Consider the following 25,253-nt stretch of genomic DNA (forward strand, 5'->3'; position numbering starts at 1 on the left):
CCAAGGCCGGGGCGCCGCATGACACATGCGGCGCCTTTTGCGTCCCGCGATGGCCGGGGGGCCAGCCCCCCGGACCCCCCGCCCCCCGTTCCGGCCATCCGAGGTTTGACTTTGACCGGGCGCGGACCTATCTGGGGGTCAGAGGACGACCTCCCCATATCGGGTATGATCGTCGGGACGACCCGGCACAGCATGCGAGTCGTGTAGATGCCCTGGTTGATCCTTTTCCTTGCCGGTTTGCTTGAAATCGTCTGGGCGGTTGCGATGAAGCAATCGCATGGCCTGACACGCCCCTGGCCCGTCGCGATCATGCTTGGCGGCATGATCGGGTCCTTCTGGCTGCTGGCCATCGCCATGCGGCAGATGCCCCTGGGCACGGCCTATATGGTCTGGACCGGGATCGGCGCCGTCGGCAGCTTTGTCCTTGGGCTGGTCCTGTTCAGCGAGCCGGTCTCGGCCGCGCGACTGGTCGCGGCGGGGCTGATCGTGGCCGGGATCGTGACGATGAAACTGGCTTCGTGACGCCGGACGCAGGTGCGGCGACAGATTAGGCCCGAAAACCGTTGCCTTGGGCAATTTCCTTCCGCCGAAAGCAGTGCTAAGCACAGCGCCAGCCAAAGGAGATCAGCCCATGCCAGCCTATCGTTCCCGCACCACCACCCATGGCCGCAACATGGCCGGCGCCCGTGGCCTGTGGCGCGCGACGGGCGTGAAGGACAGCGATTTCGGCAAGCCAATCATCGCCATCGTCAACAGCTTCACCCAATTCGTGCCCGGCCATGTCCACCTGAAGGATCTGGGCCAGATGGTCGCGCGCGAGGTCGAATCGGCCGGCGGCATCGCGAAAGAGTTCAACACCATCGCCGTCGATGACGGCATCGCGATGGGCCATGACGGCATGCTCTATTCGCTGCCCTCGCGCGAGGTGATCGCGGATTCGGTCGAATACATGGTCAACGCGCATTGCGCCGACGCGATGGTCTGCATCAGCAATTGCGACAAGATCACGCCGGGCATGCTGATGGCCGCGCTGCGCCTGAACATCCCCGTCGTCTTTGTCTCTGGCGGGCCGATGGAGGCCGGCAAGCTGGTGCTGGAAGATGGCAAGCTGAAGGCGCTGGACCTGGTCGATGCCATGGTCGCCGCCGCCGACGACGCCTATTCCGACGAGCAGGTCGAGGCGATCGAGCGTTCGGCCTGCCCGACCTGCGGGTCGTGCTCGGGGATGTTCACCGCGAACTCGATGAACTGCCTGACCGAGGCGCTTGGCCTTGCGCTGCCGGGCAACGGGTCGACGCTGGCCACCCATGCCGACCGCAAGCGCCTGTTCGTCGAGGCCGGCCACCTGATCGTGGACCTTGCGCGCCGTTATTACGAAGGCGACGATGCGTCCGTCCTGCCGCGCAACATCGCCAGCTTCGAGGCGTTCGAGAACGCGATGACGCTGGACATCGCGATGGGCGGATCGACCAACACCGTGCTGCACCTGCTGGCCGCGGCCCACGAGGCCGGGATCGACTTCACCATGTCGGACATCGACCGCCTGTCGCGCGGCGTGCCGGTCCTGTGCAAGGTCGCCCCCGCCAAGGACGACGTCCACATGGAGGACGTGCACCGCGCGGGCGGCATCATGGGCATCCTGGGCGAACTGGACCGCGCGGGCCTGCTGAAGACCGATGTGGGCAGCGTCCATGCCGCCTCGCTGGCCGAGGCGCTGGACCGTTGGGACGTCAAGCGCACCGACTCCGCGACCGTGCACGATTTCTATCGCGCGGCGCCGGGGGGCGTTCCGACGCAGGTCGCCTTCTCGCAAGAGCAGCGCTTCGAAGAGGTCGATCTGGACCGCGAGAAGGGCGTCATCCGCACCAAGGAGCATGCCTTCTCGCAGGATGGGGGCCTTGCGGTGCTCTATGGCAACCTGGCCGAGGACGGCTGCATCGTGAAGACGGCGGGCGTGGACGAATCGATCCTGACCTTCGAGGGTCCGGCCCATATCTTCGAGAGCCAGGACGACAGCGTCAGTGCCATCCTGACCGGCAAGGTCAAGGAGGGCGAGGTCGTGCTGATCCGCTATGAAGGGCCGCGCGGCGGGCCGGGGATGCAGGAGATGCTGTATCCGACCAGCTATCTGAAATCGAAGGGGCTGGGGAAGGCCTGTGCGCTGGTCACGGACGGTCGTTTCTCGGGGGGGTCCTCGGGGCTGTCGATCGGCCACGTCTCGCCCGAGGCGGCCGAGGGCGGCACGATCGGACTGGTCGAACAGGGCGACACGATCCTGATCGACATCCCGAACCGCAAGATCGAACTGGTCGTGGACGACGCCACGCTGGCCGCCCGCCGCGAAAAGCGCGAGGCCGAGGGCTGGAAACCCGCCAAGCCGCGCGCCCGCAAGGTCTCGACCGCGCTGCGCGCCTATGCTGCCATGACCACCAGCGCCGCCAAGGGCGCGGTGCGGGTGATCCCGGAATAAAAGCGCCCGCGCAAGGCTTCCAACGGTCGCGTCGATGACGCGGCCGTTGTTCATTGCAGTATCAGCCGCCCAAGGCCCCCAACGGCCCCGGCCTGCGTTCTTCGGACAGCATCACATTCGCCTCGACCTGACCGACGCCGGGCAGGGTCATGATGCGGCGACGCAGGATGCGTTCGAAATCGCTGATGTCGCGGGCGGTGATGCGCAGGCGGTAATCGAACTGGCCCAGAACGTGCTGCACCACCTGAACCTCGGGGATGGCGGTGACGGCGCGTTCGAAATCCTCAAGGCTGATGCGGCCCTTTGCGGCCAGCTTGATCCCCAGAAACACGGTCACGCCAAAGCCAAGCGCGGCGGCATCCACCACCACGCGCCGCCCCGCAATGACGCCGTGATCGGTCAGGCGGCGGATGCGTCGCCAGGCGGCGGGTTGGCCGATGCCGACGGCCCGGCCGATATCGGCGGCGCTGCGGGTCGCATCCTGGGCCAGAAGGCGCAGGATCGCCAGATCGGTGGCGTCCAGATCGGTCACAGCGGCAATTCCTCGCTGACCTTGATGGTCGAGACCAGCATCAGCGCATCCAGTTCAGAGATATGCGGCAGGGTCAGGATGCGGTCGCGATAGACCTGCTGCCAATGCGCCATGTCACGGGCGATAACGGTCGCGCGCCAATCGACGCTGCCCAGAAAACTTTGGATTTCGGTCACTTCGGGCACCTCGCGCAGGGCGGCCAGAAAGTCGTCGAAGGCGCGCGGATCGGTCTTGTCCAGGGTAAAGCGCAGGCTGACCTCGACCTCCCATCCCAGGGCACGCCAATCGATCCGGGCCTGAACACCGCCGAGAACGCCTTCTTCGCGCAGCCGTTCCAGCCGCCGCCACAGGCTGGCCGAGGTCACGCCCGCCCGCTCGGCAAGTTGTGCATTTGATGCCGAAGGATCGGCCAGAAGCTGGCGCAGAATGCGGCGATCCGTGCTATCGGGCATGAATTTCATTATTTCTGCATATCACAAGCATGATCTTTTCGACCAGATGTGAAATTGCGCGACGATTGCAGGTTTCCCTGACCGGCAAGGGCGCTAGAACCGACGCATCGGAAGGAAAGGATTTCCCCATGCGCGTTTACTACGACCGCGATTGCGACGTGAACCTGATCAAGGACAAGAAAGTCGCCATTCTCGGCTATGGCAGCCAAGGCCATGCCCACGCCCTGAACCTGCGCGATTCGGGCGCCAAGAACATCGTCGTCGCCCTGCGCGAAGGCAGCGCCTCGGCCGCGAAAGCCGAAGGCGAGGGCCTGAAGGTCATGGGCATCGCCGAGGCCGCCGCATGGTGCGACCTGATCATGTTCACCATGCCGGATGAACTGCAGGCCGAAACCTACAAGAAATACGTCCATGACAACCTGCGCGAAGGCGCGGCGATCGCCTTTGCGCACGGCCTGAACGTGCATTTCGGCCTGATCGAGCCGAAGCCCGGCGTCGATGTCATCATGATGGCCCCCAAAGGCCCCGGCCACACCGTGCGCGGCGAATACACCAAGGGCGGCGGCGTGCCCTGCCTGGTTGCCGTGCATCAGGACGCCTCGGGCAAGGCGATGGATCTGGGCCTGTCCTACTGCTCGGCCATCGGCGGCGGTCGTTCGGGCATCATCGAGACCAATTTCCGCGAGGAATGCGAGACCGACCTGTTCGGCGAGCAGGCCGTCCTGTGCGGTGGCCTGGTCGAGCTGATCCGCGCCGGTTTCGAAACCCTGGTCGAAGCGGGCTACGAGCCCGAGATGGCCTATTTCGAGTGCCTGCACGAAGTGAAGCTGATCGTCGACCTGATCTATGAAGGCGGCATCGCGAACATGAACTACTCGATCTCGAACACGGCCGAATACGGCGAATACGTGTCGGGCCCGCGCGTCCTGCCCTATGACGAGACGAAGAAGCGCATGAAGGACGTCCTGACGGACATCCAGAACGGCAAGTTCGTCCGCGACTTCATGCAGGAAAACGCCGTCGGCCAGCCCTTCTTCAAGGCGACCCGCCGCATCAACGACGAACACCAGATCGAGCAGGTCGGTGCAAAGCTGCGCGAGATGATGCCCTGGATCAGCAAGGGCAAGATGGTCGACAAGTCGCGCAACTGATCGACAGTCGAGACCGCAAAAAGGAAAGGGGGCCGCGTGGCCCCCTTTTTTCATTGCTGTCGTGACGCGGCTACCAGCGCAGCAATCGGCGCCCCGCCAGCCCGCCGATCACCATCGAGATGATCATGCCAAGCCCATACCAGGTCAGGAAGAACAGCGGCTGATCCTGATCGCAGCGGAAGGCATAGATGAAGGCGGCAAGCCCGCCGACACCCAGCCCGGCCAACGCCCCGCTATAGGCGGGCGCGGGGCTGGCCCCGTCGCGCAGCAGGACAAGAACCACGGCCAGCGTCGGAACCGAAATGCCCGTGACCGTCATCAGGCAGGTCAGGGCGGTCTGCCCGCGCATGATCGGCCAGACCCGGTCGGGCGGCGTGCCCAGAATGGCCAGCACCAGCCAGAACGCGGCCACCAGCCCCAGACCAGCCGCCACCCAGGCCGCAGGCACGCGCCGGGTCTGCGGTCGCGACAGCGTCAGCGACGCGATCAGCGCCACCGCACCGACCCCAAGGGGCAGCGCCCATTTCATCAAAGCGACCGGATCGGCCATGGCCTGTGCCAGATGCGGGCGGACACCGCGCAGGGCAATCGCCACCGCACCGCAGGCCAGCAGGCTAAGCCCGCCCCAGCCAACAAGCCGGGGACCGATCTGCCGAGGGGCCGTATCATCGGCCGAAATAATCGAGATAAGCTGTTCCGTTCTCACAACCCCGCCTCCTGACGGATCTCTGCAAGGCGCTTCAACGCACGGTGAAGGGCGACACGCAGGGCGCCTGTCGACAACCCCAATCGGCGGCCGCATTCCTCGCTGCCATGTTCATCGACGGCCAGACAACGCAGCAAGGCTGCGTCCCGGTCGGGCAACTGCCCGATCAGGGTCTGCGCGTCGCGCGATTCCAGCGGATCGGGCTCGGGGGCGGCTTCCAGCTGTTCGGCGAAATCATCGACCGGAACATGCACCCTGCGCCCCTTGCGGCGCAGCGCATCCACCAATTTATGCCGTGCGATCGCATAGACCCACGGGCGCAGAGGCTGGGTGCTATCCCAGGTCCCGCGCTTCAGGTGTATGGCCATCAAAGTATCCTGCACGACATCCTCGCACCAATCTGCATCCATTCCCGATGCCCGTGCGCGAATGATTCCGCGCAAAACCGGCACCATCTCTGACAACAGCAGGCGGTAGGCTGCGGCATCTCCGCCAAGGGCGGTCCGCATCAGTTCGGACCAATCAGGCTGAGCCCCTGACCTCCTGCCAGCTTTCGTCATCACATGTCCTTACGCAGTTGCTGCGGCACACGTTACACAGCGCGGCAAAGAAAAAAAATACATCACAAAAGCGTGATCTCGGTAACGGATCGCGATGCCGCCGCGAAGCGCATTCCAGGACGGCACGAACGTCCATGTCCAACACAGAGGAAGGAATGATCATGAACGCGAAGCTTGCAACCGCCATCGCCGCGGCCATCACCATGTCGGGCACCGTCGCCGCGAATGCCAAGACCGAAATGGAAAAATGCTATGGCGTGTCGCTGGCCGGTCAGAACGACTGCGCCGCCGGGCCGGGCACCACCTGCGCCGGCACCTCGACGACCGACTATCAGGGCAACGCATGGAAACTGGTCCCGGCCGGCACCTGCGCCGATATCGAAACGCCCGCCGGGCACAATGGCTCGTTGGAACCGATCGAAAGCTGATCCGGTCGGGGCGGGTCAGCCCGCCCCATCGCAACCATCGAGGAGGAGGACAGATGGCACTTCGCGCAGGGACGGGGGTCGGCTTCAAGCCACAGCATTTCACGGCCATTCAGGGCACGGCGCCCGACCTGGCCTTTTTCGAGGTTCACGCCGAAAACTACATGGGCGCGGGCGGCGCGCCCCATGCGATGCTGACCCGGCTGCGACAGGATTATCAGCTGTCGATCCACGGTGTCGGCCTGTCGATTGGCGGGACCCACCTGAATTCCGATCACCTGCAACGGCTGAAAGCGCTGTGCGATCGCTACCAGCCAGACAGCTTTTCGGAACATCTGGCCTGGTCCAGCCATGGAAACGAATTCCTGAACGACCTGCTGCCCCTGCCCTACACGCCCCAGAATCTGGACCGGATCTGCGATCACGTCGATCAGGTGCAAGAGGTCCTGGGCCGTCGGATGCTGCTGGAAAATCCTGCGACCTATGTGACCTTCGCCGAAAGCAGCATCCCCGAAACGGAATTCATGACCCGCATCGCGCGCCGCACCGGATGCGGTCTGCTGCTGGATGTGAGCAATGTCTTTGTCAGCTGCGTGAACCACCGCACCGATCCGCTGGCCTATCTGGCGGAATTTCCTCTGGACCTGGTCGATGAGATCCATCTGGGCGGGCATGAGGAAGAAGAACTGCCGTCGGGGCCGCTGCTGATCGATGCCCATGGCCGCGAAGTTGCCCAACCGGTCTGGGCCCTGTTCGGGCATGTTCTGGATCGCCGGGGCGCTGTCGCCACGCTGGTCGAATGGGACAATGACGTGCCCGACTGGGCCACCCTGAAGGCCGAGGCCGACCGCGCCGACGCCATGATCCGGGAAAGGGACAGCCATGTTGCGGCCTGATTTCACGACCGTCTTTCGCGCCGGGCTGGCCAATGGCACGGTTCCGGCGGGAACCTCGCCCGACCTGCCGCAAGAGGCGGCGCAGCGCTTTGCCGTCTATCGCAACAATGTGGCCCATTCGCTGTCCCAGGCCCTTGCCCGCCGATTTCCAGTGATCGAACGGCTGGTGGGGTCGCAATTCTTTGCCGCCATGGCCCGCGAATTCATCGCCGCCCATCCGCCGATATCGCCGGTGTTGCAGGAATGGGGCGGGGCCTTCCCGAAATTTCTGGAAGGGTTTGCCCCGGTCGGCGGCCTGCCCTATCTGCCCGCCGTAGCCGGTCTCGAATGGGCACGCGGACTGGCCTATCACGCCGCAGACGCCGTTCCGATCGCGCCCGAGGATCTGCACCGGATCGAACGACCCCGGCTGCATCCCTCGGTCCGGGTGCTGCGCTGCAACCACCCGGCCGTCAGCATCTGGCAGGCCAACCAACCCGGTCAGGACGGCCGCGTCAGCGCCCGTGGCCACGAGATCGCGCTGATCTGGCGCAAGCCCGACCTGTCGGTCGGCACCATGTCCATTCCCCCGCTGCAAGCCGCCCTGATCGAGGCTCTTCTGGACGGCGCCACGCTTGAGGCCGCGGCGCTGGTCACCGATCCGGTCCCGGTTCTGGGCCTGCTGCTGCGCGAAAACCTGATCTGCACCACCGGAGTATGAGGCCATGACGATCCACACCCAATCGACACCGAAATCCGGCACCATCCGCAAGCTGAACGCCTTGGGAGAGATGATCCCCTACAGCCTTGTCGCGCTTGCGGCGCGGATCTTTCCCGCCGCCATCTTCTGGATGAGCGGGCGTACGAAAGTGGACGGGTTCAGCCTGCAACCCTCGACCGTGTTCCTGTTCGAAAACGAATACAACCTGCCGATCATCCCGCCCGAAATCGCGGCGCGGCTGGCAACCGTGGCCGAGCATGTGTTCCCGGTGCTGCTGGTTCTGGGCCTGATGACGCGATTCTCGGCGCTGGCGCTGTTGGGGATGACGGCAGTGATTCAGATCTTCGTCTATCCCTCGGCCTGGGCGACGCATGGTCTGTGGGCTGCCTGTTTCCTGATGCTGGTCGCACGCGGGCCGGGGGCCTGGTCGCTGGATGCCGCTCTGGGGACGGATGACGCGGCGCGCGGAGTCCGCTGAGCGGTTCACCATCCAGGTTTGTTACGAGTGACAGGGTAAAACGCCCCGCCCGACCCCATCGAGGGGTCAGGCGGGGCGCGGCATTCGCCGCCGGCGCGGGCCGGCGATGTCAGGCGAGGTTACAGCAGTCCCGCATGTTCCAGCGCCGCGTCGATCAGGCGGCGCGTCGGATCGGTCAGCGGCGTCAGCGGCAGGCGCACGCGTTCATTGCACAGCCCCAGACGCGACATCGCATATTTGGCGCCCACCAGGCCCGGCTCGACGAAGATCGCGTGATGCAGCGGCATCAACCGATCCTGATATTCCAGCGCGGTCGCGTAATCGCCGCGCAGCGTGGCTTCCTGGAATTCGGCGCACAGCTTTGGCGCGACATTGGCGGTGACGCTGATGCAGCCCACCCCGCCATGCGCGTTGAACCCAAGCGCGGTCGCATCCTCGCCCGACAGCTGCACGAAATCCGTGCCGCAGGTGATGCGCTGCTGGCTGACGCGTTCCAGCCGCCCCGTGGCGTCCTTGACGCCGATAATGTTCGGGATGCGCGACAGCACACCCATGGTTTCAGGCATCATGTCGATGACCGAGCGGCCGGGGATGTTGTAGATCACGATCGGCAGATCGACCGCCTCGGCCAGCATGGTGAAATGCGCGATCAGACCGGCCTGCGTCGGCTTGTTGTAATAGGGCGTGACCACCAGCGCGGCATTGGCGCCCACCTCTTGCGCGTGGCGGATCAGGCCGATCCCCTCGCGTGTCGCGTTCGACCCAGCGCCCGCGATCACCGGCACGCGTCCCGCGGCGGCCTTGACCACCTCTTCGACGACGATGCGGTGTTCCTGATGGGTCAGGGTGGGGCTTTCGCCGGTGGTGCCAACCGGGACCAGCCCGTGGGTGCCCTGTTCGACATGCCACTCGACCAGCTTCTTCAGCGTGTCCAGATCCAGTTCGCCGTCCTCTGTGAACGGCGTGATCAGTGCGGGCATCGACCCTTTGAACATGACACGCTCCTATTGGCTTCCGTTAAAGTCGCGCGAACCTATATCCGCGCGCGCGACTTGCCAAGGATGTGAATTGCGCTTTCGTGACAGGGCGAACACACATGGGGGTGATGCGACATATCCGCGACATGCTGACCGCCGCCCTTGTTCTGACATTGCCCCTTGCCGCGCCGGCAAGGGCCGAGAATGCGGGCGCGATGGCGCTGGCGCTGTCTGCCGCCGAAACCCGCGACTGGTCCACGGCCCGCGCGGCGGCGGCCAGATCCGGCCCGCTGGCGCAGGCCCTGATCGACTGGCAGTCACTGCGGGCGGGGCTTGGCACGTTCGAGGACTATCTTGCCTTTCAACGCAACCACCCCGACTGGCCGGGGATGGCGCTGTTGCGGCGGCGGGGCGACGCGACCCTGCGGGCGGACCTGCCCGCAGACCAGATCACCGACTGGCTGGCGGGCCGCACCCCCGACAGCCTGCTGGCGGAAACCGCCTATCTGTCGACGCTGACACCCGACGCCGCGATCAAAGAGCGTGCGCGGTTCTGGGTGGAGACCCCGCTGGAACCGGCCGAGGCCGACGCCTTTCTGGCAACCTATGGCGACGAACTGGACCCCCTGCATCCCACCCGCGCGACGCGGATGCTGGACCGGCAGGAATGGGAACAGGCGGAACGGATGCTGCCGCTGCTGCCCGAACAGGCGCGGCCGCTGATCCAGGCTCGTATTGCCCTGCAGGCACGGCGCGACGGGGTCGATGACCTGATCCTTGCGCTGCCCGAAGATCAGCGCAAGGATCCCGGCCTGACGCTGGACCGGTTCCTGTGGCGGGTCGCGGCCAAATACCACGATGGCGCGCGCGAGCTGATGTTGCAGGCCTCGACCTCGGCAGAGACGCTGCGCGAGCCCGCATTATGGGCGCAGATGCGCGTCGATTACGCGCGGCTGGCGATGCGCAATGACGATTGGGCGCTGGCCGAAAAACTGGCCGCGCCGCATCACCTGACCCCGGACAATCGCCATTATTCGGATCTGGAATGGCTGGCCGGGTTCGCCGCGTTGAAACAGGATGCGCCGACCCGTGCGCTGGACCATTTCCGGCATCTGGAAACCGTGGTCGGCAGCGCCATCAGCACGGCGCGTGCGCTATACTGGCAAGGTCGCGCCGAAGAGGCCCGCGACAATCAGGCCGCCGCCCGCAGCGCCTATGCCCGCGCGGCCGAGATGCCCGGCGTCTATTACGGTCAGCTTGCCGCGGAAAAGGCGCATCGCATCATGCCTGCCGCCTTTGCCGTGCCCGGCAAGGCGGTCGAGACCCTGCCCGATTGGCGCGGCAGCGACCTGCGCGAGAACGAGGTATTCAGGGCAGGCATCTGGCTGCTGCGGGCCGGTCGCATGGACGATGCGCAGCGGTTCTTCCTGCATCTGTCGGAAACCGCCGCGCCGAAGGATATCGGGCGCATGGCCCGGTTGATGATCGAGGCGGGCGCACCGTGGCACGGATTGCGACTGTCGAAACGCGCCGCCGATCAGGGCGTGATCTATCCCGCCGCGCATTTCCCGCTGACCGGGCTGGAACAGGCCGAACTGGGCCTGCCGCCGGAACTTGTGCTGTCGATCGCGCGGCAGGAATCGGAATTCAACCACACCGTCAGCAGCCATGTCGGCGCGCGCGGGCTGATGCAACTGATGCCCGGCACCGCGCAGGAAATGGCCCGCAGCCTGGGCGAGCCTTATGACCTGCCGCGCCTGACCCGCGATCCGGCCTATAACGCGCGTCTGGGTGCGGCCTATCTGGCGGGGCTGCGCGACCGGTTCGGAACCTCGACCGCGCTGACGGCCTCGGGGTACAATGCGGGACCGGGGCGTCCGGCACGCTGGCTGACGCAATTCGGCGACCTGCGGCAGGATTTCGATCCGGTCGAATGGGTCGAGCTGATCCCCTTCGACGAAACCCGCAACTATGTCATGCGCGTGACAGAGGCGATGCCGATCTATCGTGCGCGCATTCAGGGAAAGCCCGCGCCCATCGTGCCCACCTGGGATCTGACCGGGGGCGGGCTGATGCCGGCGCCGCCGCTGCGGCTGACACTGGCGCTGTCGAAACGGCCCGTGCCAAAGCGGTTCATCGGGCCGGTCCTGCCCGAAGGCTGGACCGGTCCGCAGGCCCCCGACCTGATCGCCACGGACAAGGCAAGCCCCGCCGATGCCGCCGCCTTCGTCGGCGACGCGCCGGTCAGTGCGCCCTGACCCGCGCCCGCCACAGGGTGAACAGGCTGGCCGACACCACGATCAGCACACCGACGATGACATTGGGGCGCAGTACCTCGCCAAAGACCATGACGCCGATGATGCTGACCCAGACCAGCTGGGTATAGGCGAAGGGCTGCAGGGCCGAGGCCTCGGCCAGTTCATAGGCGCGGATCAGCAGATAATGCGAGGTGATGCCGCACAGGCACAGGATTCCCATCCAGATCCAGTCGGTTGGGGCCAGCCACTGGAACTGGCCGATCGCGACCAGCGTGATCGCCACCGCGCCCGCCGTCCCGGTCCAGAAGAAACTGACCATCGAGGGATCGTCACGCGCGACATGCCGGGTCAGCAGGCCGTACAGGGCGAACATCAGCGCCGCGACAAAGGGCAACAGCGCCTGAGGTTGCAGGACGCCGCCACCGGGGTCGAGGATGACCAGAATGCCCAGAAAGCCGATGCCGATGGCCGCCCAACGCCGCCAGCCAACCTTTTCACGCAGGATCGGCCCGGACAGGGCCGCGATCAGCAGCGGATAGGCGGCAAAGACGGCATGGGTTTCGACCAGGCCCAGCCGCACGAATGCCTCGACGATGACCAGCATCTCGGCCACCAGAATGATCCCGCGCAGGATCTGGGTCAGCGGACGCTTGGTGCGGATCGCCCGGCGCAGCCCGCCGGGCTGGCGCGACACCAGCGCGATCACGAACAGCGCAAAGGCCCAATAGCGGAACATCACGATCAGTTCGGTCGGATAGCTTTGGGCCAGAACCCGCGACAGCCCGTCCTGAATCGCAAAGATCAGCGAGGTCGCGCACATCAGCAGGATCGCCAGCCTGGTCCGGTCGCCCTGCGCGGGCGGCCGGGGTGCAACCGGCGGCGGCGCCGAGGCCGCAGCCGCGGTGCCGGTATAGGGGGTCTGCCGATTCGGATCGTCTGTCATCGCCGCCTGCCGTTCTGGAACGGGCCGGGCTTGCGCCCGGAATACAGCCGGGTCAAGCCTTGCAGATCACGCAGAAAAGGCGGCGTGACAAATCAATCGCGGCTGCGAATGACCTTGGCGAAGGGGTCGAAGATCTGCGGGTTGGCCGCGATCAGCCGGCCCGATTCCAACGGATCGTCACCGTCGCGGATACCTTCGACGAAACCGCCCGCCTCGCGCACCATCAGGATGCCCGCGGCCACGTCCCACGGCTTGTTGCCGCGTTCCCAATAACCGTCATAGCGACCGGCCGCCGTCCATGCCAGATCCAGCGACGCCGCGCCCAGACGGCGCACGCCTGCGGTCAGCGGCATCAGCCGCGCCAGATCCTGCAGCGCGGCGGGCAGCGGGCCACGACCGGCAAAGGGAATCCCGGTCGAGAACAGCGCCTCGTCCATGCGGCGACGGCCCGAAACGCGCAGGCGCTGATCGTTCATGAACGCGCCGCCACCTTTTTCGGCCACGAACAATTCGTCCTTGGCAGCGTCGAAGATCACCGCCGAGACGACCTCGCCCTTGTGTTCCAGCGCGATGCTGGTCGCCCAATGCGGCAGGCCGTGCAGGAAGTTGGTGGTACCGTCCAGCGGATCGACGATCCAGCGGCGGGTGGGATCTTCGCCCGCCTCTTCGCCGGTTTCCTCGCCCAGCCAGCCATAGTTCGGACGTGCACCGCGCAGCTCTTCCTTGATGATGCGTTCGGCTTCGCGGTCGGCGCGGCTGACGAAATCGCCCGCGCCCTTCACGCTGACCTGCAGGTTCTCGACTTCGCGAAAGTCCTTGACGAGGGCGCGCCCGGCCTTGCGGGCGGCCTTGATCATGATGTTCAGATTGGCGCTTGCCATCACATGCTCCGGAAACAGGGGTTGGGCGGCGTCATAGGGCCATGCGCGGCAAATGCCAAGCTTCAGGCCGCAGGGTTACGCAGCATTCGCAGGGCCTCGGTGCGAGAAAGTCGCACGACATGGGCCATATAGGGCTGTGACAGATCCGCTTCGCGCACGGCGGCGTAAAGCCTGCGCAGGATCCCGCCCTGCCCCAATGGCAACAACGCCAGTTCGGGATTCGCGGCCTCGCGGCGCAGCACCCAGTCCGGCATCACCGCAACCCCCCGCCCCGACGCAACCAGCATCAGCGCCACCGCCGTCAGTTCGACATTGCGGGTGCGGGCAGGTTCGACCCCCGCCGGGGTCAGGAACTGGCTGAACACATCCAGCCGCGGCCTGTCCATCGGATAGGTGATCAGCGTTTCGGCGGCCAGATCCCCCGGATCGGCGTAACCCTTTGCAACAAGGGGGTGATTTGCTGGCACGACCAGCGTCGGCGCATAATCGAACAGCGGCTGATAGGTCACGCCCGGCACCTCTTCGGGATCGGACGAGATGACCAGATCGACCTCTTCCCTTGCCAAGGCGGGCAAGGCACCGAAGGCCAGCCGCTGTCGGATATCGACATCCACATCGGGCCAGGCGCGGCGGAACAGATCCAGCACCGGCAAAAGCCAGTCGAAACAGGCGTGGCATTCCATCGCGATATGCAGCCGCCCGATGCGACCCATCTCGACGCCCTTGAATTCGGCCTCGGTTGCGGCGACCAATGGCAGAACCTGCTCCGCCAGCCGCAGAAGGCGCATTCCGGCGGCCGACAGGCGCATGGGTTTTGCACGGCGCACGAACAGTTCCACCCCGGCCTGTTCTTCCAAGGCCTTGATCTGATGGGACAACGCTGATTGCGTGATGTTCAGGACATGGGCCGCGCGGGCCAGCCCGCCCTGATCATGGACCGCCTGAACGGTCCGCAGATGCCGCAATTCCAGATGCATGATGAAATCGTCTCATGAACAACTTGAGGATTATGAATTTGTCTCACGACGCAGGCTGTGGCACAAGCCTGCCAAACGAAAGGACAAGAAAATGGCCCGCACGACCCCGAAAATCAGCTTCGAGTTCTTCCCGCCCAAGACGCTGGATGCCTCGTTCCGGCTGTGGGAAACCGCGCGCGCCCTGGCGCCGCTGTCGCCGGATTTCGTGTCCGTGACCTATGGCGCGGGCGGCACCACCCGCAAGCTGACCCACGAAGCGGTGACCACGATCAACCGCCATTACAAGCTGAACGTGGCCGCCCACCTGACCTGCGTCGAGGCGACCCGCGCGGAAACCATGGACATCGTGCAATCCTATGCCGATGCCGGGATCCGCGAAATCGTGGCGCTGCGCGGCGATGCGCCCAAGGGGCAGGACCGGTTCAGCCAGCATCCCGACGGCTTTGCCAACTCGATCGAACTGATCGAGGCGATTGCCGCACGGGGCGATATGACCATCCGCGCCGGCGCCTATCCCGAGCCGCATCCCGACAGCGCCGATACCGATGCGGATGTCGCTTGGCTGAAGCGCAAAATCGATGCCGGTGCCAGCAGCGCGATCACTCAGTTCTTCTTCGACGCCGAAACCTTCTTCCGGTTCCGCGACAAATGCGTCGCGGCAGGCATCGACGCGCCGATCCTGCCCGGCATCCTGCCCATTCAGGGCTGGGCCGGGGCAAAACGCTTTGCCGCCAGCTGCGGCACCTCGGTTCCGGCATGGGCCGAACAGGCCTTTGCCAAGGCCGTCGCCCAGGGCCCCGAGGCCGAGCGTGCGCTGGCCACCGATATCTGCGTCGACCTGTGCGAAAAGCTGATTGATGGTGGCGTGGACCGGCTGCATTTCTACACGCTGAACCGCCCCGAAATGACCCAGCAGGTCTGCGAGGCGCTTGGCGTCAGGGCCCATCATCTGGACGCTGTCGCCTGAGATCCGCGTTCAGGACTGTGCGGCGCTTCCGCCATCATCGCCGGGCTGCGTGACCTCGGGGCCGGCTTGGCCATCGGCCATGACGGCGCGCCGCGGCAGGATGCGCCGTTTCTGCACATCGGCGGCGAACTCTGCCAGATCACGGGTCAGGATCGCCGGGCCGGGATAGGGGCGCGGCACGGTCTGGTGCAGGTTTTCGGTCTGGTATTGACCGGCCAGCCGGGGCGCACGGGCCAGAAACGCCTTGCCCCAGCGGCGCCAGCTGCCGATCGAGGGCGCGGTCGCGTCGCATTCGAAATGGCGTTGCCAGTCCTGCGGCATGGGCAGCCCCTGTTCCTGCGCATGGCGCAGCATCCAGACCAGCGGAATATTCGCCAAGGGCCGCGCATATTCGAAGCCCGACAATTGTCCGCCGATATCGGCATGGGCCCCGCGGAACCACATCTGTTCGATCCGTTGCGCATCATTGCTGTCGTCCCACATGACCGGGGCAAAGGCCGCGCGGGTTTCATCCAGCGCCAGCGCCTGAAAGCCGTGCAGGACATTGCCCGCCATATGCGTATCGTGGAACCTGAAGCGCGGTTCGGTCAGCATCCACAGCACGGGCAGCCGGATCCCCAGCGCCATCACCGTGTCGAAACAGCCCAGCATCTGGATCGGCACATCATCCTGGCCGCGACGACGCCGGAACGTAGCGATGACCGCGTCGCTGCCCCCTTCGCTGTAGTAACGCCAGGCAAGACGGATATTCCGTTCGGTCGCGGCATCCGGGCGCAGCAGCCCGACCCGCGCGATCATCCCCGCGAGGCTGCGCACCGCAAAGGCCCCGCGGGAATAGCCGAACATGTAGACCCGGTCACCGGGGCGGTAACGGCTGGCCAGCCAGCCATAGGCGTCGATGATCCGCAGCGTCAGCCCGCGCCCCATCGCCAGTTCGGGAATGGTGCGCCAGCGATTCCATTGCTGCCCCTGCGCATAGAACACCCGCATCAGGTCGCCATTGGTCGGGCCATAGCCCCCCGTCAGCATCCGATGGATCCGCCCGACCGAACTGCGGCGACCCTCGGCCAGCGAAGCGAAGGTCCCGTCGATCAGGATGACATGGGTCAGAGGTGGTCGAATCGCTGGCATCACCGAAGGCTAGCACGCGAAGGTCAGGAAAAGCTTACTGCAATTCCATCACGGTCGCGTGGGTCAGGGCCCCGAAGCCGTTGAAGCGGGTGTTGGTGACGGTCGAATAGGCGCCGGCCCCGTGGAAAATCAGGTAATCCCCCTCGGCCACGGTCTGCGGCAGGCTCAGTTCACCCGGCAGACGGTCGACGGAATCGCAGGTCGGGCCAAAGATCACGCGTCCGGTCAGATCATCCTCGCGGGTGATCCCGGCGGGCGTGACGACCTGCACGCGGTCCAGATTGCCCACGATGGGCAGTTCGGCCAGCCCGCCGTAAACGCCGTCATTCAGAAAGATGCTGTGGCCGTCGCGCACCGCCTTGACCCGCGTGATCAGCGAATAGGCATCCGCGCACAGGCCACGGCCCGGTTCGCATACAAGGGCTGGCGCGTCGGCGCCGAACACCTCTTGGGTGGTGTCGCCGATCTTCTGGAAGATCGTTTCCAGTTCGGGCTCGACCCCGGTCACGCGATGCGAGGGGAAACCGCCCCCGACATTCAACCGCACCGCCTTGACGCCCGCGGCATCGCAGATGTCCTTGGCGACGCGGATATAGCTTTCCCACGCCACCGGATCGACGCATTGCGTGCCCGGATGGAAGGTCAGCGACGGGGTATAGCCACGCTCGGCCACGGCCTTCAGCAGTTCGGCGGCCAATTCGGGATCGGCCCCGAACTTGGACCCGAAATCATAGATCGCGCCCAGCACCGGCAGCTTGAACCGTGGCGAGATCTCGACCGCGGCACCATCGACGCTGGTCGGGACCAGTTCGAACAGCTTTTCCAGTTCGGACCGGCTGTCGACAGACCATGCCAGCACGCCGGCGGTCACGGCATGGGCAATCTCGGATCGCGCGCGGACCGGGTTGTGGTAGTGGCGCGCGGCCTGCGGGGCCAGACGACCGATCAGGTCGATCTCGGCGGGCGAGGCAACGTCAAAGCCACGGATCCCGGCCGTCACCAGATTCTGGATCACGGCCTCTTCTGGGTTGGACTTGACGGCATAGGTCACAAGCCCCGGAAATCCCTTGATAAACCTTTTTGCCCGTTCCTGCAGCACGGTCGGCGCAAAGGCCAGAACCGGATTTTCAGGCTGAAGGGTGCGGATCAACTCGGCCGGGTTGTCCCAGACGGTCTTGTGATGTCCCATGGGTGTCCTTTCGCGCATAGGAAACAGCTTAGCGGTAAGACTTGGTGGTCCCAAGCCAGAATGGCGCTTTTGGGTTCCGATTTCACCGATGAAAAGGGTAGTTTTGCATCTTAGACCAGTTATATTGCCGAACTTCATGTCATTTTGACGAAGAATCGGTAAAGCTGCATGGACGATCTGGATCGCAACATCTTGGCGCAGCTGTCGCAGGACGCACGCCTGTCGGTCGCGGTGCTGGCGCGGCGGGTCAAGGTGGCCCGGTCGACGGTTCAAGCGCGGCTGGAACGGCTGGAAAACACCGGGGCGATCGCGGGCTATACCGTGCGTCTGGGCGACGGGGCGCGGATCAACCGCATCCGCGCGACGGTTCTTCTGACGCTCGAATCGCGCAGCCTGCCGGGGATCCTGACCCGGCTGAAACAGATCCCGCAGGTCGAGCGGGTGCACACCACCAGTGGCCGCGTCGACCTGTTGTTGCAACTGGCGACCAGCACGACGGGCGAACTGGACGAGATTCTGGACCGGATCGGGGCCATCGACGGGGTGAAGACGTCGGAAAGCCTGATCCATCTGGGGACCAAGCTGGACCGCGCACTGTGATCAGCGCAGCCTGAACAGATCGATGAACCGCTGTGCGGCGGTCAGATCCCCCTGCGCATGGATCGCCCCCGACGCGACCGATCCTGTCAACGGCATCGGCCCATAGACCGCAATGGCCAGCGCGTTTCCGTCGCCTTCCAGCCAGAACTCGCCCCCCTCGGCGCCGGTCGTGACCGTCGCACCGCCATCGCCCTCCAGGCGCATCAGAAAGCTGTCCGTCCCCGACCGGAACCCGGCCACGGTCCGAAGGCCCTGTGCCGCCCGCCGGTCGATCATCGCCGTCATCGAGATCATCAGCGCCGTCGGGCTGATGAAGCGGCGCGGATCATGGCCCGGATGCAGCGCACCCCAGCGGCACATCGCCTGCAACACGGGCAGCAGCCCCTGCCCCGACGGGGTCAGCGCATAAAGCCCCGTCGCCCTGTCATGCGTCACCACCCCGGACTGCGTCAGCTGGCCCAACCGCTGGGTCAGGACAGCCGCCGTGATTCCCGGAAGACCTGCGCGGATCGCCTGAAAGCGACGCGGCACCAGCATCAGTTCGCGCACCACCAACAGCGCCCAGCGATCGCCCACGACATTCAGCGCATGGGCGGCAAGGCAGCCTTCGTCATAGCGGATGCGGGAGATGTCGGTGCGATCAGTCATCTTTTCATACTAAAAGTTGCTTTTTCATACTGCAAGCGCCATGCTGCGAGTCGTAAGCAACCCCGAACCTCACGAGGAGGGAAGTTCGCATGACTTACTATTCCGGCTTTGTCGCCGCCGTCCCCACCGCAGAAAAGGATGCCTATGTCGCCCATTGCCGTGATGCCTGGCGGATCCTCAGCCGCCATGGCGCGCTGCGGCAGGTCGAATGCTGGGGCGCGGATGTTCCGCATGGTAAAAAGACCGACTTTCACCGCGCCACGCAGGCCGGACCCGATGAAACGCTCACGTTTTCCTGGGTCGAATGGCCCGACAAGGCCACCTGCGACGCGGCATGGCAGCAGATGATGGACGACCCCGACATGGCGGCGATGACGATGCCTTTCGATGGCAAGCGCGTGTTTTTCGGCGGTTTCGACCCGATCTTTCAGTTCGGCACGTCGCAGCCGGGCCGTTATGTCCAGGGGTTCGTTCTGGCGGTGCCGGCCGAACGAAAACAGGCCTATGCCGACATGGCAGCCAGCGCCGAACAGATGTTTCGCGACCACGGCGCCAGTTTCATGATAGAAACATGGGGCAATGATGTCCCGCACGGACAGCTGACCGATTTCTATCGCGCGACACAGGCCAAGGATGGCGAGGTTCCGGTCTTGTCATGGATCGAATGGCCCGACCGCTCCACCTGCGACAAGGCCGCGCGCAGGATGCAGGACGACATGGCCGGGCAAGAGATGCCCGAAATGCCCTTCGACGGCACCCGCATGTTCTGGGCGGGTTTCCAGCCCGTCTTCGATGAAAGGAGCCTTTGACATGACCGCACATGGCACGCCCTGCTGGTATGAGCTGACAACCGGCAAGGGCGACCTGGCCAAAGCCGGGGATTTCTACGCCGCCGTTCTGGGATGGCGGATCGCGGATTCGGGGATGGAGGGGTTCTCCTATCATCTGGCGCGGATGGGCGATGACATGGTCGCGGGACTGATGGAAATGCCCGAGGATGTGCCCGACATGCCGCCGCTGTGGACGATCTATTTCACCGTGGACGACGCCGATCAGGCGGCCCGCGACATTATCGCGGCGGGCGGGCATATCCATCGCGAACCCGCCGACATCCCCGGCACCGGGCGCTTTGCCATCGCGGGCGATCCGGCAGGCGCGGGTTTCGGCATCCTGCAACCCCTGCCGATGGAGGATGGCAGCGACAGCACCGCCTTTGATCAGCAGAGGTCCGGTCATGCCAACTGGAACGAACTGATGAGCAGCGATCCCGCCGCCGCCTTCGATTTCTATGCCGGGCTGTTCGGCTGGACCAGATCCACCGCGATCGACATGGGCGAGATGGGCAGCTATCAGCTGTTCGCCCATCAGGGCACGGATATCGGCGGCATGATGGGGCTGGGCGCGGCGCCTGTCTCGAACTGGCTGCCCTATTTCGGGGTCGATGCCGTTCAGGGCGCGATGACGCGGATCACCGAACAGGGCGGCACCCTGATCCACGGCCCGCAAGAGGTGCCGGGCGGGGCCTTCATCGCCGTCGCCCGCGACCCGCAAGGTGCCCATTTCGCCGTGGTCGGGCCGAAATAGCCACCGCCGCGCGGAAATGCGGGCGGTTCATCACGGCCGCCCGCATTGTTTTACGCCCGCATCTCTTGGCCTTTGGCGCGTGCTTCGCTAATCCGGTCCCCAAGCAAGGGGATCATCAAAGATGAGCATGGACAAGAGTTTTGACGCCAAGGCCGCCGAGGCCCGCATCAGCGACGAATGGGAACGCAAGGGTGCCTTTGCCGCCGGGGTCAACGCCTCGCGCAGCGAGACCTTCACCGTGATGATCCCGCCCCCCAACGTGACCGGCAGCCTGCATATCGGCCATGCCTTCAACAACACGCTGCAGGACATCCTTGTCCGCTGGCACCGGATGCGCGGATTCGACACGCTGTGGCAGCCCGGCCAGGACCATGCCGGCATCGCGACCCAGATGGTCGTGGAACGTCAGATGGCACAGCGCGGCGAACCGAACCGCCGCGAGATCGGCCGCGACGCCTTTGTCGAAAAGATCTGGGCGTGGAAGCAGGAATCCGGCGACACGATCATGAACCAGTTGAAACGGCTGGGCGCGTCCTGCGACTGGTCGCGCAACGCCTTTACCATGTCGGGTGCCCCCGGTGCGCCCGCGGGCGAGGACGGCAATTTCCATGACGCCGTGATCCGCGTCTTTGTCGATCTTTACAACAAGGGCATCATCTATCGCGGCAAGCGTCTGGTGAACTGGGACCCGCATTTCGAAACCGCGATCAGCGATCTGGAGGTCGAGAACCGCGAGGTTCCCGGCCATATGTGGCATTTCAAGTACCCGCTGGCCGGGGGCGAGACCTATGAATACGTGGAACGCGACGAGGACGGCAACGTCACCTTGCGCGAGACCCGCGACTATATCGCCATCGCCACGACCCGCCCCGAAACCATGCTGGGCGATGGCGCGGTTGCGGTGCATCCGGATGACGCCCGCTATGCCCCCATCGTCGGCAAGCTGTGCGAAATTCCGGTCGGCCCCAAGGAACATCGCCGCCTGATCCCGATCATCACCGACGAATATCCCGATCCCGATTTCGGCTCGGGCGCGGTCAAGATCACCGGCGCGCATGATTTCAACGACTATGGTGTCGCGACCCGCAACAATATCCCGCTTTACGCGCTGATGGACACCAAGGGCGCGCTGCGTGCCGATGGCCTGTCCTATGCCGAAAGCGCCGAAATCGCATCCCGCGCCGCGCGGGGCGAGGATGTGGGCGATGTCAGCAATGTCAATCTGGTGCCCGAGGATCTGCGCGGCCTTGACCGGTTCGAGGCCCGTCAGCGGGTCATCGACCAGATCAGCGCCGAGCGGCTGGCCGTCACCTATCTGCACAAGGAAATCGACGAGGAAACCGGCGCCGAGCATCTGGAAAAGCGCCCGGTCGTCGAGAACAAGCCGATCATGCAGCCCTTTGGCGACCGATCCGGCGTGGTGATCGAACCGATGCTGACCGATCAGTGGTTCGTGGACACGCAGCGCATCGTCGGCCCCGCGCTGGAGGCCGTGCGGTCGGGTCGCACCCAGATCCTGCCGGAACAGCACAAGAAGGTCTATTTCAACTGGCTGGAAAACATCGAGCCCTGGACCATCTCGCGCCAGCTGTGGTGGGGGCACCAGATCCCGGTGTGGTATGGGCTGGACCTGTCGGTCGAAAACTTCACCGATGCCGAAAATGACGGCGCGCTGGACGAGGTCGAACTGTTCGGCCTGCTGGCCGACGGGCTGGTCCATACCGGCGTCAGGCAGCGTTGCGCGGCCAGTTTCGACGAGGTGCGCAGCCAGTTCCGCGACGACATCGCCGGCCTTCCCGTGCCGCTGGAGGCCAGCCGCGTGGTCGAGGTGGCAGACCGCCATGCCGCGATCGAGATGCTGGCCAAGGCGCTGGCCGATTACAACGTTTCGCAGGATCCGACGCATCTGGTCTATCCGATCTGGCGCGATCCCGATGTGCTGGACACCTGGTTCAGCTCGGGCCTGTGGCCGATCGGGACGCTTGGCTGGCCCGAACCCACGCCCGAAATGCAGAAATATTTCCCGACGGACGTGCTGGTCACCGGGTTCGACATCATCTTCTTCTGGGTCGCCCGGATGATGATGATGCAGTTGGAAGTGGTGAAGGACATCCCCTTCCACACGGTCTATGTCCACGGGCTGGTGCGCGATGAAAAGGGCGCCAAGATGTCGAAGTCGAAAGGCAATGTCATCGACCCGCTGACCCTGATCGACGAATATGGCGCCGATGCCATGCGCTTCACCCTGACCAGCATGGCCGCGATGGGCCGCGACCCCAAGCTGGGGCCGAAGCATGTCGAGGCGAACCGCAATTTCGTCACCAAGATCTGGAACGCGACCCGCTTTGCCGAGATGAACGGCGTGCGCGGCGGCGGTGCCCGCCCCGACCCGCGCCACACGGTGAACCGCTGGATCATCGGCGAGGTTGCGCGCATCCGCATGGCCACCGATGCCGCGCTGGAAACCTATCGCTTCAACGATGCGGCGACCGGGCTTTACGCCTTTGTCTGGGGCAAGGTCTGCGATTGGTATGTCGAATTCGCCAAGCCGCTGTTCGATGGCGATCATGCCGAGGAAACCCGCGCGACGATGGGCTGGGTTCTGGATCAGTGCTATCTGATGCTGCACCCGATCATGCCCTTCGTCACCGAGGAACTATGGGCCCTGACCGGGGATCGCGACGGGATGCTGGTTCACGGCGACTGGCCGGTCTGCGGCGCGGAGCTGATCGACACCGATGCCGACCGGCAGATGAACTGGGTGATCTCACTGATCGAGGCGGTCCGTTCGGCCCGCGCGCAGATGGGCGTGCCCGCCGGTGCGAAGCTGGACCTGATCGTGACCGAGGCCGACCAGCCCGCCCGCGACGCGCTGGCCGCCAATGCCCCGCTGATCGAACGTCTGGCCCGCGTGAACACCCCGCAGGATGGCGCGATGGCTCAGGGCATGATCGCGGTGGCCGCGCAGGGCGCCAGCTTTGCCCTGCCGATCGGCGATGTGATCGACGTCAAGGCCGAGACGGCGCGATTGCAGAAATCGCTGGCGAAATCGGAAAAGGACGCCGAGGGTCTGCGCAAGCGCCTGGGCAATCCGAAATTCACCGCCAATGCCGATGCCGAGGTGATCGAGGAAACCCAGGGCAAGCTGGCCGCGCTGGAGGATGATCTGGCGCGTCTGAAAACGGCATTGGCGCAATTGGCGGCGATGTGACGACACCGCCGACGGCGCGGCCCGGTCGTGCCGTCGGAAATTGGGTATTTGCACAAAGAAGAAGCGTCCGGGGCCGGAGCGACATGGGTCGTCGGCCTGGGGAGGCCCGTCAGAGACGGGCGAGGACGCGCGGCAGTGCCTCGGCCAGGACGTCGAGTTCGGCGGCGGGGGCGCAGCTGATGCGAATGCAGCGATCAAGTGGCGCGACGCCCGGCATGCGGATGAAGACGCCCTCATCCTCGAGGCCCGCGACGATGCTGCGGGCGAAATCGCCGTCGCGCCCGGTATCCAGCGCCACGAAATTCGTGGCCGAGGGCAGCGGCGTCATGCCATTGGCGCGCGCGATGATGCCGATACGGTCGCGGGCGGCGGCGACATCAGCGATGACATCGGCCAGCCAGCCCTGATCCTGCAGCGCGGCAAGGGCCGCGGCCTGCGCGATGCGATTCACCCCGAAATGGTTGCGGATTCGTTCGAACCCGGCGATCAGATCGGGATGGCCGATGGCATAGCCGATGCGCAGCCCGGCAAGTCCGTAAGCCTTGGAGAAGGTGCGCATCCGGATCACGCGCGGGTCGTCGGCGGTGATCTGCGGGACCGCATCTTCGGGGGCGAATTCGACATAGGCCTCGTCGAGGAGCAGCAGGCAGTTCGGCGGCAGATCGTCCAGCATCGCCTGAATGACATGGCCCGGATGCCAGCTGCCCATCGGGTTGTCGGGATTGGCCAGATAGACGAGGCGCGCGCCGACCTGATGCGCGCGGCGGACCAGGGCCTGCGGATCCTCGGCATCGTCGCGATAGGGCACCTTGTGCAGAAGCCCGCCAAAGCCCGCGACATGATAGTTGAAGGTCGGGTAGGCCCCGTCCGAGGTCACCACGGCATCGCCCGGCGCGATCATCAGGCGAACGAGAAGGCCCAGAAGCCCGTCCACGCCTTCGCCGATCACCAGATTTTCGGGGGCGACATCCAGATGGTCGGCCAGCGCATATCGTAGCGTGTGGCTGCTGGAATCGCCATATTGCCAGGCAAGCGCGGCCTCGTCGGCCATGGCGGCGACGGCCATCGGGCTGGGACCGAAGCCGTTTTCATTCGCCCCCAGACGCGCGGCGAAGTCACGACCGCGCCGACGCTGCAAGGTTTCGGGGCCGGTAAAGGGAACGGTCGCGGGCAGGCCCGCCGGAATCGGGGCGAATGACGGTATCTTCATGGCGCTACTGGTGGCCCATTCCGCCCGCTGCTGCAAGCGCCGCTAGAAGGCGCGGAAGGTCATCGTGGTCAGCGTGCGGCTGATATGGGGGATGTCGAACAGCTTTTCCGACAGATAGCGGCCGACATCCTCGTCCTCGGGGATGTAGATCTTGGCCAGAAGGTCGAATTCACCCGAGGTCGAGTAGAGTTCGCTGACGATCTCGCGGTCATAGATCGCCTCGGCGACCTGATAGGTCTTGCCGGGTTCACAGCGGAACTGAACGAAAACGGGGCGCATGTTACCTCCTGTCGGTGGGTTGGGCGCA

At 65.1% G+C, this 25,253-nt stretch carries 26 protein-coding genes; 13 read left to right on the top strand and 13 right to left on the bottom strand.

The window, feature by feature from the left end:
* Positions 1-207 precede the first annotated feature (207 nt).
* Positions 208-522 carry a DMT family transporter gene (locus BMX67_RS02850; RefSeq protein ID WP_090732372.1) on the top strand — a complete coding sequence of 105 codons (315 nt, stop codon included), beginning with the start codon at positions 208-210 and terminating at the stop codon, positions 520-522.
* 109 nt (positions 523-631) lie between these two features.
* Complete coding sequence (gene ilvD / locus BMX67_RS02855; protein ID WP_090732374.1) at positions 632-2,470, top strand: dihydroxy-acid dehydratase; 1,839 nt, start codon at positions 632-634, stop codon at positions 2,468-2,470.
* Positions 2,471-2,531: 61 nt separating this feature from the next.
* On the opposite strand, the gene BMX67_RS02860 is transcribed toward ilvD, so the two are convergent.
* Both BMX67_RS02860 and BMX67_RS02865 read right to left on the bottom strand, forming a co-directional pair.
* Positions 2,532-3,002 carry an Lrp/AsnC family transcriptional regulator gene (locus BMX67_RS02860; RefSeq protein ID WP_090732375.1) on the bottom strand — a complete coding sequence of 157 codons (471 nt, stop codon included), beginning with the start codon at positions 3,000-3,002 and terminating at the stop codon, positions 2,532-2,534.
* On the bottom strand, positions 2,999-3,454 hold the full coding sequence (locus BMX67_RS02865) for an Lrp/AsnC family transcriptional regulator (RefSeq protein WP_090732852.1): 456 nt from the start codon (positions 3,452-3,454) through the stop codon (positions 2,999-3,001). Before BMX67_RS02865 ends, BMX67_RS02860 begins: the two co-directional genes overlap by 4 nt.
* 128 nt (positions 3,455-3,582) lie before the next feature.
* Here BMX67_RS02865 and ilvC point away from each other — a divergent pair, with 128 nt between their 5' ends.
* The gene (gene ilvC, locus BMX67_RS02870; protein WP_090732376.1) at positions 3,583-4,605 is read left to right on the top strand and encodes a ketol-acid reductoisomerase; all 1,023 of its coding nucleotides are present in this window, start codon (positions 3,583-3,585) and stop codon (positions 4,603-4,605) included.
* 70 nt (positions 4,606-4,675) lie between these two features.
* Here the strand turns inward: ilvC and BMX67_RS02875 are convergent, their stop codons facing one another.
* Together BMX67_RS02875 and BMX67_RS02880 are read right to left on the bottom strand one after the other, a co-directional pair.
* Positions 4,676-5,311: an NrsF family protein gene (locus BMX67_RS02875; protein ID WP_175479793.1), complete on the bottom strand. Its 636-nt coding sequence runs from the start codon at positions 5,309-5,311 to the stop codon at positions 4,676-4,678.
* On the bottom strand, positions 5,308-5,871 hold the full coding sequence (locus BMX67_RS02880; RefSeq protein ID WP_090732379.1) for a sigma-70 family RNA polymerase sigma factor: 564 nt from the start codon (positions 5,869-5,871) through the stop codon (positions 5,308-5,310). The genes BMX67_RS02875 and BMX67_RS02880 overlap by 4 nt, the downstream gene beginning before the upstream one ends.
* Before the next feature lie 134 nt (positions 5,872-6,005).
* Between BMX67_RS02880 and BMX67_RS02885 the strand changes: the two genes are divergently transcribed.
* From BMX67_RS02885 to BMX67_RS02900, 4 genes are read left to right on the top strand one after another with little or no spacing between them, the layout of a single operon-like run.
* Positions 6,006-6,299 (top strand): BufA1 family periplasmic bufferin-type metallophore, encoded by a 294-nt coding sequence (locus BMX67_RS02885; protein ID WP_090732380.1) that lies wholly within the window; start codon positions 6,006-6,008, stop codon positions 6,297-6,299.
* A gap of 53 nt (positions 6,300-6,352) precedes the next feature.
* Entirely contained in the window at positions 6,353-7,192 is an 840-nt protein-coding gene (gene bufB, locus BMX67_RS02890) for an MNIO family bufferin maturase (RefSeq protein WP_090732382.1), read from the top strand.
* Positions 7,179-7,892 carry an HvfC/BufC N-terminal domain-containing protein gene (locus tag BMX67_RS02895; RefSeq protein ID WP_090732383.1) on the top strand — a complete coding sequence of 238 codons (714 nt, stop codon included), beginning with the start codon at positions 7,179-7,181 and terminating at the stop codon, positions 7,890-7,892. The genes bufB and BMX67_RS02895 overlap by 14 nt, the downstream gene beginning before the upstream one ends.
* Positions 7,893-7,896: 4 nt before the next feature.
* The gene (locus BMX67_RS02900; RefSeq protein ID WP_175479794.1) at positions 7,897-8,370 is read left to right on the top strand and encodes a DoxX family protein; all 474 of its coding nucleotides are present in this window, start codon (positions 7,897-7,899) and stop codon (positions 8,368-8,370) included.
* A 119-nt stretch (positions 8,371-8,489) separates the two neighbouring features.
* On the opposite strand, the gene dapA is transcribed toward BMX67_RS02900, so the two are convergent.
* Positions 8,490-9,365, bottom strand: coding sequence for a 4-hydroxy-tetrahydrodipicolinate synthase (gene dapA / locus BMX67_RS02905; protein ID WP_090732385.1), 876 nt, complete (start codon positions 9,363-9,365; stop codon positions 8,490-8,492).
* 110 nt (positions 9,366-9,475) lie between these two features.
* On the opposite strand from dapA, the gene BMX67_RS02910 reads away from it, so the two are divergent.
* On the top strand, positions 9,476-11,605 hold the full coding sequence (locus BMX67_RS02910; protein ID WP_090732855.1) for a lytic transglycosylase domain-containing protein: 2,130 nt from the start codon (positions 9,476-9,478) through the stop codon (positions 11,603-11,605).
* On the opposite strand, the gene BMX67_RS02915 is transcribed toward BMX67_RS02910, so the two are convergent.
* The 3 genes from BMX67_RS02915 to BMX67_RS02925 all read right to left on the bottom strand — a co-directional run bounded on the left by BMX67_RS02915 (position 11,592) and on the right by BMX67_RS02925 (position 14,406).
* On the bottom strand, positions 11,592-12,548 hold the full coding sequence (locus tag BMX67_RS02915) for a DMT family transporter (protein WP_090732386.1): 957 nt from the start codon (positions 12,546-12,548) through the stop codon (positions 11,592-11,594). The two genes, BMX67_RS02910 and BMX67_RS02915, sit on opposite strands and share 14 nt — an antisense overlap.
* Before the next feature lie 92 nt (positions 12,549-12,640).
* Complete coding sequence (locus tag BMX67_RS02920) at positions 12,641-13,432, bottom strand: inositol monophosphatase family protein (protein ID WP_090732388.1); 792 nt, start codon at positions 13,430-13,432, stop codon at positions 12,641-12,643.
* Positions 13,433-13,491: 59 nt separating this feature from the next.
* The gene (locus BMX67_RS02925) at positions 13,492-14,406 is read right to left on the bottom strand and encodes a LysR family transcriptional regulator (RefSeq protein ID WP_090732390.1); all 915 of its coding nucleotides are present in this window, start codon (positions 14,404-14,406) and stop codon (positions 13,492-13,494) included.
* Positions 14,407-14,497: 91 nt separating this feature from the next.
* Here BMX67_RS02925 and metF point away from each other — a divergent pair, with 91 nt between their 5' ends.
* Positions 14,498-15,373 (top strand): methylenetetrahydrofolate reductase [NAD(P)H], encoded by an 876-nt coding sequence (gene metF, locus BMX67_RS02930; RefSeq protein ID WP_090732392.1) that lies wholly within the window; start codon positions 14,498-14,500, stop codon positions 15,371-15,373.
* Positions 15,374-15,382: 9 nt separating this feature from the next.
* On the opposite strand, the gene BMX67_RS02935 is transcribed toward metF, so the two are convergent.
* Positions 15,383-16,504 (bottom strand): DUF2235 domain-containing protein, encoded by a 1,122-nt coding sequence (locus BMX67_RS02935; RefSeq protein ID WP_090732393.1) that lies wholly within the window; start codon positions 16,502-16,504, stop codon positions 15,383-15,385.
* Between the two features lie 34 nt (positions 16,505-16,538).
* On the bottom strand, positions 16,539-17,693 hold the full coding sequence (locus BMX67_RS02940) for a type III PLP-dependent enzyme (RefSeq protein ID WP_090732395.1): 1,155 nt from the start codon (positions 17,691-17,693) through the stop codon (positions 16,539-16,541).
* 168 nt (positions 17,694-17,861) lie between these two features.
* Here BMX67_RS02940 and BMX67_RS02945 point away from each other — a divergent pair, with 168 nt between their 5' ends.
* A complete protein-coding gene (locus BMX67_RS02945; RefSeq protein ID WP_090732397.1) occupies positions 17,862-18,293 on the top strand; it encodes an Lrp/AsnC family transcriptional regulator in 432 nt (143 codons plus the stop codon).
* Here the strand turns inward: BMX67_RS02945 and BMX67_RS02950 are convergent, their stop codons facing one another.
* Complete coding sequence (locus BMX67_RS02950; protein ID WP_090732399.1) at positions 18,294-18,941, bottom strand: winged helix-turn-helix transcriptional regulator; 648 nt, start codon at positions 18,939-18,941, stop codon at positions 18,294-18,296.
* 89 nt (positions 18,942-19,030) lie between these two features.
* On the opposite strand from BMX67_RS02950, the gene BMX67_RS02955 reads away from it, so the two are divergent.
* The 3 genes from BMX67_RS02955 (at position 19,031) to BMX67_RS02965 (ending at position 23,736) form a co-directional block, all read left to right on the top strand.
* Complete coding sequence (locus tag BMX67_RS02955; protein ID WP_090732401.1) at positions 19,031-19,750, top strand: DUF1428 domain-containing protein; 720 nt, start codon at positions 19,031-19,033, stop codon at positions 19,748-19,750.
* Between the two features lies 1 nt (position 19,751).
* Positions 19,752-20,525, top strand: a complete 774-nt coding sequence (locus tag BMX67_RS02960) for a VOC family protein (protein ID WP_090732403.1) — start codon at positions 19,752-19,754, stop codon at positions 20,523-20,525.
* A gap of 121 nt (positions 20,526-20,646) precedes the next feature.
* Positions 20,647-23,736, top strand: coding sequence for a valine--tRNA ligase (locus tag BMX67_RS02965; protein WP_090732404.1), 3,090 nt, complete (start codon positions 20,647-20,649; stop codon positions 23,734-23,736).
* A gap of 109 nt (positions 23,737-23,845) precedes the next feature.
* Here the strand turns inward: BMX67_RS02965 and BMX67_RS02970 are convergent, their stop codons facing one another.
* The gene (locus BMX67_RS02970; protein ID WP_090732406.1) at positions 23,846-24,946 is read right to left on the bottom strand and encodes a pyridoxal phosphate-dependent aminotransferase; all 1,101 of its coding nucleotides are present in this window, start codon (positions 24,944-24,946) and stop codon (positions 23,846-23,848) included.
* Between the two features lie 42 nt (positions 24,947-24,988).
* Positions 24,989-25,225, bottom strand: coding sequence for an Lrp/AsnC ligand binding domain-containing protein (locus tag BMX67_RS02975; RefSeq protein WP_090732407.1), 237 nt, complete (start codon positions 25,223-25,225; stop codon positions 24,989-24,991).
* Positions 25,226-25,253: the final 28 nt, after the last annotated feature.

Origin of the sequence: Paracoccus homiensis, from assembly GCF_900111675.1 — a bacterium.
Taxonomy (GTDB): Bacteria; Pseudomonadota; Alphaproteobacteria; order Rhodobacterales; family Rhodobacteraceae; genus Paracoccus; species Paracoccus homiensis.